This window comes from Kitasatospora sp. NPDC001119, from assembly GCF_053598475.1.
This window is the reverse complement of sequence record NZ_JBSFKI010000084.1, coordinates 1-9,942: the sequence shown is the minus strand read 5'-3', so window position 1 is coordinate 9,942 and position 9,942 is coordinate 1. Positions and strand designations below refer to the sequence as shown.

The following is a 9,942-nucleotide window of genomic DNA, read 5'->3' as shown; positions in this document are numbered from 1 at the left end:
CACGGACGCGGCAATGACATGACAGCCACACCCGGCATCCCTGGGTGCCCTGATCTTACGAATGACCAGAACGATCCCACGAAGAAAGGTATGGAGTCATGCCGGACAACGACGAGTACCCGAAGCCCCTCCAGGAGTTCCTCGACAGGATCGACGGCTGGTACCAGACCAATCACGAGGGCTTCAAGACCCTGTTCGACGCGACGATCGCCAACGTGGTGAAGTGTCCGGCCGACCCGACCGATCCCGATGAGAAGAAGGTGTACTACGACTGGCGGGGGAAGAAATTCGAGGATCTGAAGGATTTCTTCGCGGCCTGGTACATGGACTGGACCACGACGAAGCCCAACGACGGCCTGGACTACATCGAGAAGTTCAGCTGGCTCACCTACGAGAACGACTACGGGATGGTCTTCGTGACCTGCGGTCCCGGCCTGGAGATGACCAAGGACTTCACCAACCTGCAGGGCGACCAGATGGACGACACGGGGAAGGACGGGCAGAAGCTCATCAAGCTCTGGGAGAGCGAACTCGGCACGAGGATGGCGGACTTCGAGGACGGCCCCTGGGCCACCTTCAACCAGTTCTTCATCCGGGAGCTGAAGGACGGCAAGCGCCCGATCGACGCCCAGGACGACAACAGTGTGGTGGTCGCCCCGACCGACTGCGTCATCAACATGATCGTCGACGACCTGGCCGAGGAGACGCCGATCCCGGTCAAGACGGTCACCATGAACGTCAAGCAGCTGCTCGCCGGTTCCGATTACTACAAGAGGTTCGTCCCCAGGGAGGAGGGCGGCAGGATGCTCCCCGGGGGCACGGCCGTGTCGTGCATCCTGATGCCCGACACCTACCACTGGTACCACGCGCCGGTAGCGGGTGAGGTCGTGGAGTCCCACGACGACGTCCACGGAATCTACTACGGGATGCGGGACTTCCCCGAGCTCCTCAACAAGGGGAACGTCGGCTACGGGTTCGACTACGAGATGTTCGACACCTTCCGCCGCGGATACCTCATCTTCAGGACGATGTTCACCGACCCCAGGGGGGGCAAGCACGAGACGCACGTGGCGATGGTGACCGTCGGCCTCAACTCGATCGGCTCCGTGCAGTACGAAGCGGACTTCAAGAACCCCCAGAAGCCCGTCCCGGTGACGAAGGGCCAGAAGATCGGGAACTTCCAGTACGGCGGCTCCCTGAACATCCTGCTGTTCGAGCACGGCCGCTTCCCGGCCCTGCAGCTGCACATGGGGCAGCGCATCGGGACCCTTGAGGACCCGGGGCGGACGAACGGGCTGTTCAGCCACCCCCACCACGCGCAGTCCCGCCGGGGCATCCCGTTCGCCCGGTGATCCTGCTGATCCCGTCGATCCCGTTGATCCGCTCCCGAACGAAGGACTGAACCATGGACCCGGACGATCTCGTCACGTCGATCCCGGCGAACCTCCTCGACACCAAGAGCCTCGAGCTGGGGATCCGCTCCTACGCGGGGCGCGTACAGCTCGACGGCACGGGCACCGCGAAGAACAACCTCTTCTACTGGTTCTTCGAGAGCCAGACCTGCAGCCCCCACGTGCCCGTCGCCGACCAGCAGGACCTGATCAGCGCCACACCGCTGGTGATCTGGCTCAACGGAGGCCCCGGCGCCTCCTCGCTGATCGGGCTCTTCCTGGAGAACGGCCCGCTGACCATCACCGAGGACACCGTCGGGACCGTGTCGCTGACCACCACCAGCTGGAACCAGGAGGCGCACCTCCTCTACTGGGACCAGCCCCTGGGCGCCGGGTACAGCCACTCCGACGATCCCAAGCACGACGAGTACATCGAGGACGAGGCCGAACTAGGCCACATGTTCTGGCAGGCGCTCCAGAAGTTCTTCCAGCTGCACCCCGAGTACGCGCAGTGCCCGCTGTACGTCTGCGGCGAGAGCTACGCTGGCAAGTACGTGCCGGCGATCGCCCTGGAGATCGACAAGCAGAACGGGCGGAAGGCGGGACAGCACATCGACCTGCGCGGGATCGCGGTGGGCAACGGCTGGATCACCCCCGAGCTCTCGCTGGGCCTCATGATCGACTACGTCTACACCACCGGATTCATCGGCCTCGGCCAGCGCGAGGAGCTGCTCCGGGACTACGCGAAGGTCCAGGCCGAGATCAAGGAAGGCAGCATGGTCCAGGCCACCAAGGACGGCAACGCCCTGGTGGACAAGACCCTGGCCTACGGCGGGAACTTCGACATCTACGACGCCCGGGGCTGGAAGGGCCTGCCCTGGGAGACGCTGAAGGCGTACCTGAACACCGATCCCGTCAGGAAGGCCCTGCACGTGCCGCTCGGGCTCGAGTGGACGTGCGAGGACAACAGCGGCCCGGTGGCCGATGCCCTGGTGGAGGACAACATGGCGGACGCGTCCGACAAGTACGGCGCGCTCATCGACAGGAGCGACGGGGGCATCAAGCGCTACAAGGTGCTGCTCTACACCGGGAACTTCGACACCGCCTGCGGCTTCCGGAGCACCGAGGAGATCCTCGACAGGCTCATGCGGGACCGCGACCCGGAGTGGCACGGCGCGCCCCGCCTGATCTGGCAGCAGCCGCCGGGCGACCCCAAGGGCTTCGTCCGTCAGCGCGGCAACCTGACGCAGGTGTCCATCCCCGACTCGGGTCACGAGGTGCCGGCGTACCAGCCGGAGACCTGTCGGGAGATGCTCTACAACTGGCTCTTCGAGCGTCCCTTCCACGGGCACGACCCGCAGGGACCGCTCGCGTAGCGGACCGGCGACGGCGCCGGGGAGTTGATCGGACGGCGGGGCGGCACTGCGGTGCCGCCCCGCCGTTCGTGGTGCCGCGGGCGCGGGGTGGCGATGGCCCGAGCTGAACATCATTCATATGATGGCAAGTCAGTAACTATCAGCCGGTGCCACGATCCTCGGAGGGCGTCCCGGACCAGGGCGCGCCCAGGGGACCGGGCCGGCCCCCGGATCCGCTCCGGCCCCCTCGGGCTCGATTCAGGGAGAAGCATTGCGCGGCACCGTGCTCGCCGACCGCTACCGGCTGGTGGACTGGCTCGGCGGCGGGTCGATGGGCGACGTGTGGCTCGCCGAGGACGAGGTCCTGGGCCGCCGGGTGGCGGTCAAGGTGGTGAAGCCGGCCCTGCTGGACGAGCCCGGCTTCGCCGAGCGCTTCCACGCCGAGGCCCGCGTCATGGCCCGGCTGCGGCACCCGGGCATCGTCGGCGTGTACGACTACGGGCACAGCGGCGGCGACGGGGCCAGCGGCGACGCGCACGGCGGTGACGCGCCCGGTCGGCGCCCGGTCGGCTACCTGGTGATGGAGCTGATCGACGGTCAGCCGCTGAGCGCCGTCCTGGAGCGGCGCGGAGCCCTGCCGGTGGCCGAGGCGCTGCGGCTGGCCCTCCAGGTGCTGGAGGCGCTGGAGGCCGCGCACGCGTCCGGGGTGGTCCACCAGGACATCAAACCCGCCAACCTGATGGTCAACGGCGACCGGACGGTGATCGCGGACTTCGGCATCGCCGGCCCCGCCTGCGACCCCCGGTTCACCGTACCCGGGGTGGTGCTGGGCACCGCCGCCTACCAGGCACCGGAACAGGCCTCCACCGGGACGGTCACCGCCTCGGCGGACCTCTACGCGCTCGGCGTGGTCCTCTACGAATGCCTCGCCGGGAGGCTCCCGTACGACGGGGAGACCGCCCTCGAACTGATCCTCAAGCACCTGACGGAGCCCGTGCCGCCGCTGCCCGGGGACGTGCCCGCGCCGGTGCGCGCGGTGGTCGAGCGGGCGATGGCCAAGGACCCCGGCGAGCGCTGGCCCGACGCGGCGACGATGGCCGCGGCGCTGCGCCAGGCCCTCGCGGCGGGCGAGGCGGCGGGCGAGGCGGCGCCGCCGTCGGGCCCGGAGCGGCCCCTCGCCCGGTCCGTTGCCCGGCGGATACCCCGGGCCGGGCGCCGCCTGCGGGCGCTGGCCGGGGTGGCGGCGCTGACGCTGCTCTGCGTGGCCGGGGCCGCCGGGGCGACGGTGGTACGGCCCGGCCGGGACGCCACGCCGCCCGGCGCCGCCGTCGCCGGGCCCGCGGCCGGGTCCGCGGTGGCGGGCGCCGCCGCCCTCGTCGAGGCCGGCCGCCCGCCCGCCGGACAGCCGTCCGCCCCCGCGCAGGCCCCCGTACCGTCGGGCGGACCGGGCACGGGCGAGAGCCCCGCGCCCGCCGCCGGGCCCGGACCGGCCACCGCCCCGCCGTACGCCACGTCCGCAGCCCCGCCGCCCGCGCCGGTCCCCGCCGCGCCCGCCGCCCCGGCCCCCGCCCCCGCCGCGGGCCAGAGCCCGGCCGCGCCCGCGCCGACCTCCGCCGCCCCGGAGCGCCCCGCCCCCGGCGAAACGGCCACCCCCACCACGCCCGCGACCCCGACGCAGTCCGCCCAGCCCACGCCGCAGCCCAAACCGCAACTGCCCGCCGAGGCGCGGATCACCGGCACCAACGGCGCGCTGGACAACTACTCCTCCAACGACCAGGACGGCAACACCGTCGGCACCTACTTCGCCAACGGCACGGCGGCGCAGCTCTGGCGGCTGGACCGGGTCGCCGACGGGATGTACTACCTGCGCAACGCCTCCAGCAAGTTCACCAAGGTGCTGGACCAGGACCGCAGGAGCGGACTGGTGCAGATCTGGACGAGCCCGCCGGCCGACTGGAACCAGGTCTGGGCCATCGCGCAGGTCCCGGGCGGCTACCGGATCGCCAACGTCGCCACCCAGCTGTGCCTGACGTCCGAGGGCATCGGCGTCGGGACCCACGTGGCGTCCTGCACGGGCGCGCAGAACCAGGTGTGGACGTTCAACTGAGCCGCCGGCCGGGCATCCCCGCTCCCGGGCCTCCCGCCGCCGCCCGGCTCCGACCGGAGACCGCCGTCGACCGGGGCCGCGACGGCGAGCTGTACGACTACGACGCGGACGACGCCGGGTTCGTCCGCGATCCGGGGGCCGGGGCGGCGCTGTGGGCGGTGCCACGGCCCCGGGTCACCACGGGGCCATCACCAGCTCGCCGATCACCTGGAGGCCGACTCGTGCCGCCAGCCACGGGGCGCGTTCGGCCTCGACATGCTTGACGTGCACGAACACCGTGTGGTCGGCCGCCGGCTCCGTCAGGTCGAGGTCCCGGGCATGCGCGCAGACCGTCACGTAGGCGCCCCTGGGACCTCCGGCACCGAGGCCGATGTCGGGAGCCTCCGGCCAGCCGGAGAAGTCCCAGCGGACCGACACCGGGCATGCCCCCGCCGCCGCCAGGACCGGCCGCACCACGTCCGCGGACATGCCCCAGCCCATCAACCGGACCGGGAGGTGGGCCGACGGCGGGTCACCCCTGTCGGAGGCGCCGTGTCCGGCGCCGTCGGCCCACCACTCGGCACCCGGCAGGAGGCCCAGGAGCCGTTCGAGGGCCCGCGCGTCGGGAACGCGCGCGTCGAAGTCGACCTCGAGCTCCCGGGTGTCGGCGAGATCCAGCAACCGCCCGGCGGCCCGCAGGGCCTCGTCGAGGTCCGCCGTCCTCAGGACCGGTCGCGCGTAGGAGTTGGCCATGGCGGGGAGTCTGCCAGGGCGCCCGCACTCGGAGATACCGGTTTCGTCCGCGCCCTGGACCTGCCGGCGTCCCCCCGTCCCCCTCGGAGGCGCCCCCAGGTCGGCTCGCCGGACCGGGCGGACCTCCGGCGGGTCACGCCGGCAGCCAGGACGGCCACTGCCGGCGCGGCCGGACGGCGGGGCGGGCCGGGCCGATCAGCTCGCGCAGCCGGGCGGCCTCGGGGGAGCCGATGGAGGCCAGGATGTCGTAGGCCTCCGACCGGTGCGCCCGGGCCGCGTCCCCGTCGGCATCCCCGGCATCCCCGGTGCCCTCGGCGGCCGCGCGGTCGGCGAGCGCGTCGCCGAGCGCCGCCAGGGCCAGCCCCCGCCCCCGGCGGTCGCCGTCGAGCGTCAGCACCTCCACCGCCCGCCCGGCCGCCGCCACCGCCTCCTCGCCGCGGCCGACGGCGCGCAGCGACTCGGCGAGCCGCAGCAGCGTACGGCCGGTGCGGCGCCGGTCGTCCGGCCGCAGCAGGGCCAGGGCGTTGCGGTGGTGGCGCAGGGCCTGCTCGTACTCGCCGCGGTCGTGGGCGATCGTCCCCAACGAGTCCAGGGCGAGCGCCTGGAGCTCGTGGTCGGCGAGCTCGTGGCAGATCAGCAGCGACTGGTCGACGACGCGCACCGCCGCCTCGGACCGGCCGAGCCCGGTGAACGCGCCCGCCAGGTCGAGCAGTTCGGCCGCCACCGAGCGCCGGTCGCCGAGCCGCTCCCACACCGAGATCGCCGCCGTGAAGCCGTCGACGGCGTCGCCCGGCCGGCCGACCTGGGCGAACAGGGCGGCCAGCGAGGCGTGGGCCAGGGCGAGCAGCGGCCCCGGCAGGTCGTGGGCGGTGCACAGGTCGCGGGCCCTGAACAGCTCGGCGAGGGCCGCGGGTTCGGAGCCGACCTCGGTCAGCAGCCGTCCGAGCACCAGCCGGGCCCTGACCTCGCCCGTCCGGTCGCCCGCGCGGACGGCGGCGTGGAGCAGCACCTTGGCCGCGTGCCCGAGCGGCCGGGCGGCCTGGCCGGTCTCGCACAACAGGACGTAGCCGAGCAGCAGTTCGGCCGCCAGGTCGAGCCGGGGCGGCTCGGGGAGGGCGGCGTACTGGCCGACCAGCGCGCCGATGCCGCGGTAGTCGCCGCGGCCGTGGGCCGCCGCCGTACCGCAGCCACCGCTACGGGCGGCGGCGCCGGTGAACGGCAGGGCGGCGCGGGCGGCGGCCGGGCCGAGGGCCGCGACGGTCTCGCCGTGGTGACGGGCCACCAGTCGGGTGAGGACGGCGGCCGGCCGGTCCCCCTCCGCCTCCGCTTCCCCCTCCGGGGCGAGCTGCAGGGCGAAGGCGCGCAGCAGGTCGTGGTACCGGTAGCGGTCCGGCGGCGCGGTCTCCAGCATCGAGCAGTCGACCAGCGACTCGGCCAGCTCCTCGGCCTCCTGCTCGGGCAGGCCGAGCACCGCCGCGACCGCCCCCGGCGACAGGTCGGGCACCTCCGGCACCGCCAACAGGCGGAAGGCCCGGGCCTGTTCGGGCGTCAGCTGGTCGTAGCCGAAGCGGAACGCCGACTCGACGGCGAGGTCCCCGGCGCGCAGCACGTCCAGCCGCCGGCGGTCCCCGGCCAGCTTGTCGAGCAGCCGGGCCATCGACCAGCCCGGCCGGCAGGCGAGGCGCGCGGCGAGGATCCGTACGGCCAGCGGGAGGTGGCCGCAGAGCCGCACGAGCTCCCCGGCGGTGTCCGCCTCGGCCCGCAGCCGCTGCCCGCCGACCACCCGTTCGAGCAGGCCCAGGGCCTCCTGCGGGGCGAACGCGGTCAGCTCGACGACGTGCGCGTTGGGAAGCGAACCGAGCCTGGCCCGGCTGGTGACGAGCACGGCGCAGCCCGCCCGGCCGGGCAGCAGCGGCCTGATCTGCTCGGCGTCCCGGGCGTTGTCGAGGACCACCAGCACCCGCCGGCCCGAGAGCAACGAGCGGAACTGGGCGGAGCGTTCGGCGAGCCCGGGCGCCAGCCCCTCCGCCGGCACGCCCAGGGACCGCAGGAAGGCGCCCACCGCCTCCTCGGGCCGGGTCGGGCGGCCGTCGGCCCCGTGCAGGTCCAGGTAGAGCTGGCCGTCGGGGAAGTCCGCGGCCAGCGTGTGCGCGACGTGGACGGCCAGCGCCGTCTTGCCCACGCCGCCCAGGCCCGACACCGTCGCCACGGGCATGGTGCCGGGGGAGAGCAGGACGGCCCGCAGCGCCTCGGTCTGCGCCTCGCGGCCGGTGAAGTCGGCGAGGTCGGCCGGGACTTGGGTCGGCCGGACCGCCGCCGGGTACGGCGCGCGGGCCGCGGCGGCGGGCCGGGCCGTTGTCGGTGCGGGCGAGGAGGTGGGCGTGGCCGAGGGCGAGGACGTGGACGCCGAGGTGGGCGCGGGCGCCACGAGCGCGGCGTCGGCCACCAGGATCCGCCGCTGCAACTCGCGCAACCCGGGCCCGGCCGAGACGCCGAGCTGCGCCCGCAGCCGCCGGTCCGCCGCGCGGTACACGCCCAGGGCCTCCGCCTGCCGGCCGGTCCGGTAGAGGGCGAGCATCAGCAGTTCGGAGAACCGCTCCCGGAGCGGGTACTCGGCCACCACGGCGGCCAGTTCGGCGACGGCCTCGCCGGACGGCCCGGCCTCGACCTCGGCCTCCAGACAGGACTCCAGGACGGTCACCCGGCGTTCGGCCCACTCGCCGCGCTGCCGCTCGGCGTACGGGCCGGGCAGCCCGGTCATCGGCTCGCCCTGCCACAGTGCCAGCGCCGAGCGGAGTACGGCGGCGGCGCGGGCGTGCTGCCCGCCGGCGCGCAGCCCCCTCGCCTCGCCGAGGAGTTCCTCGACCCGGTGGGTGTCCAGCCCGCCGGCGTCCAGGGCGAACAGGTAGCCCCCGCTGAGCGTGGTCGGCGCGGCGGGCCCCAGGACGCGGCGCAGGCGGTGGACGTACGTCCGGATCACGGCGGAGGGCTTGGCGGGCGGATCATCGCCCCACAGGTCGTCGACCAACTGACCGGTCGACACCGGGTGGTTGGCCCTCAGCAGCAGCGCGAGCAACAGGCTCCGCTGCTGCGGCGATCCGAGCACGAGCTCGCCGCCGTCCCGCCACCCCCGCAGCGGCCCCAGCACCGTGAACCGTAAACCACCCACCGGCCAATCCCCCTCCGCCCGCACACGATCCCCCGGCCGCGCATTTTACCGACCGCATCCCCCCTGGTCAGGGACGAGGCCCCGGGCCCGTCCGGGAGTACGGGGATACCCTGGCCGCCGGACCGGGAACGAGGGGGAGACCATGACGCGCGCGACGGCACCGGACGGCACCCGGATCGCCTACCAGTTGCGCGGCGAAGGGGCGCCACTGGTCCTGCTGGCCGGCCAGGCCAACGACCACCACTGGTGGGACGCGGTCCGCGCCGACTTCCACCCCGCCCGCGCCACCCTCACCCTCGACCACCGCGGCACCGGCGGCAGCGACAAGCCCGACACCCCGTACAGCACCGAACAGTTCGCCCGGGACGTCGTCGCCGTCCTCGACGACCTCGGCATCGACCGGGCCGACGTCTACGGCACCTCCATGGGCGGACGGGTGGCCCAGCAGCTCGCCGCCCGCCACCCGCACCGGGTGCGCGCCCTGGTCCTCGGCTGCACCTCACCCGGCGGCCCGCACGGCGTCGAACGCGGCGCCGACGTCCGCCGCGCCCTGGCGCAACCCGACCCCGAGGCCGCGCGACAGGCCCTGCTGGAGCTGATGTACACCCCCCGGTGGCTCGACTCCCACCCCGGCCCGCACCACACCCTCGGCGACCCCGCCATGCCCGCCCACGCCCGCCGCCGCCACCTCGCCGCCAGCAACCGGCACGACGCCTGGGACCTCCTGCCGGCCATCGGCGCCCCCACCCTGGTCCTCCACGGCGCCGACGACCGGCTCAACCCCGCCGCCAACGCCCCCCTGCTCGCCGCCCGCATCCCCGGCGCCCGCCTGCACCTGCTCCCCGGCGCCCGGCACGCCTACTTCGAGGAGTTCCGCACCACCGCGAGCCCCCTCGTCCTGGACTTCCTCACCAGCGCCCAGTAGGCAAGCGGAAGGACCGGTTTCGGCCAGTCGTGTCGCCGGTGGATACAAACGATCACATCTTCGGCATGCTGACCGCTCACGTTGTCCGGACACACGACAAGGGAGATTCCCAATGATGTTGTCAAGCCAGGGCGGTGACGCCTCGTGACTGCCTTACTGCGCTGGGGAGGCGTTCTTGGGCGCAACTGCATCGAAGGTGCGGCTGTCGCGTATGAGGGCCCAGAGCACGTTGAGACGGCGCCTGGCGAGGGCCAGGACGGCCT

6 protein-coding genes are annotated in these 9,942 nt (G+C 73.6%); 4 read left to right on the top strand and 2 right to left on the bottom strand.

Annotated elements, in window-relative coordinates:
• The first annotated feature begins 98 nt into the window (after nucleotides 1-98).
• The 3 genes from ACWDD9_RS43565 to ACWDD9_RS43555 all read left to right on the top strand — a co-directional run bounded on the left by ACWDD9_RS43565 (nucleotide 99) and on the right by ACWDD9_RS43555 (nucleotide 4,853).
• The gene (locus ACWDD9_RS43565; protein ID WP_449814765.1) at nucleotides 99-1,352 is read left to right on the top strand and encodes a phosphatidylserine decarboxylase; all 1,254 of its coding nucleotides are present in this window, start codon (nucleotides 99-101) and stop codon (nucleotides 1,350-1,352) included.
• A 53-nt stretch (nucleotides 1,353-1,405) separates the two neighbouring features.
• Nucleotides 1,406-2,767, top strand: coding sequence for a S10 family serine carboxypeptidase-like protein (locus ACWDD9_RS43560; protein WP_449814764.1), 1,362 nt, complete (start codon nucleotides 1,406-1,408; stop codon nucleotides 2,765-2,767).
• Nucleotides 2,768-3,017: 250 nt separating this feature from the next.
• Entirely contained in the window at nucleotides 3,018-4,853 is a 1,836-nt protein-coding gene (locus tag ACWDD9_RS43555; protein WP_449814763.1) for a serine/threonine protein kinase, read from the top strand.
• A gap of 174 nt (nucleotides 4,854-5,027) precedes the next feature.
• On the opposite strand, the gene ACWDD9_RS43550 is transcribed toward ACWDD9_RS43555, so the two are convergent.
• On the bottom strand, nucleotides 5,028-5,585 hold the full coding sequence (locus ACWDD9_RS43550) for a hypothetical protein (RefSeq protein ID WP_388048272.1): 558 nt from the start codon (nucleotides 5,583-5,585) through the stop codon (nucleotides 5,028-5,030).
• Nucleotides 5,586-5,718: 133 nt separating this feature from the next.
• On the bottom strand, nucleotides 5,719-8,754 hold the full coding sequence (locus ACWDD9_RS43545; RefSeq protein WP_449814762.1) for an AfsR/SARP family transcriptional regulator: 3,036 nt from the start codon (nucleotides 8,752-8,754) through the stop codon (nucleotides 5,719-5,721).
• A gap of 142 nt (nucleotides 8,755-8,896) precedes the next feature.
• Here ACWDD9_RS43545 and ACWDD9_RS43540 point away from each other — a divergent pair, with 142 nt between their 5' ends.
• Nucleotides 8,897-9,679 carry an alpha/beta fold hydrolase gene (locus ACWDD9_RS43540; RefSeq protein ID WP_449814761.1) on the top strand — a complete coding sequence of 261 codons (783 nt, stop codon included), beginning with the start codon at nucleotides 8,897-8,899 and terminating at the stop codon, nucleotides 9,677-9,679.
• The last annotated feature ends 263 nt before the right edge of the window (nucleotides 9,680-9,942 follow it).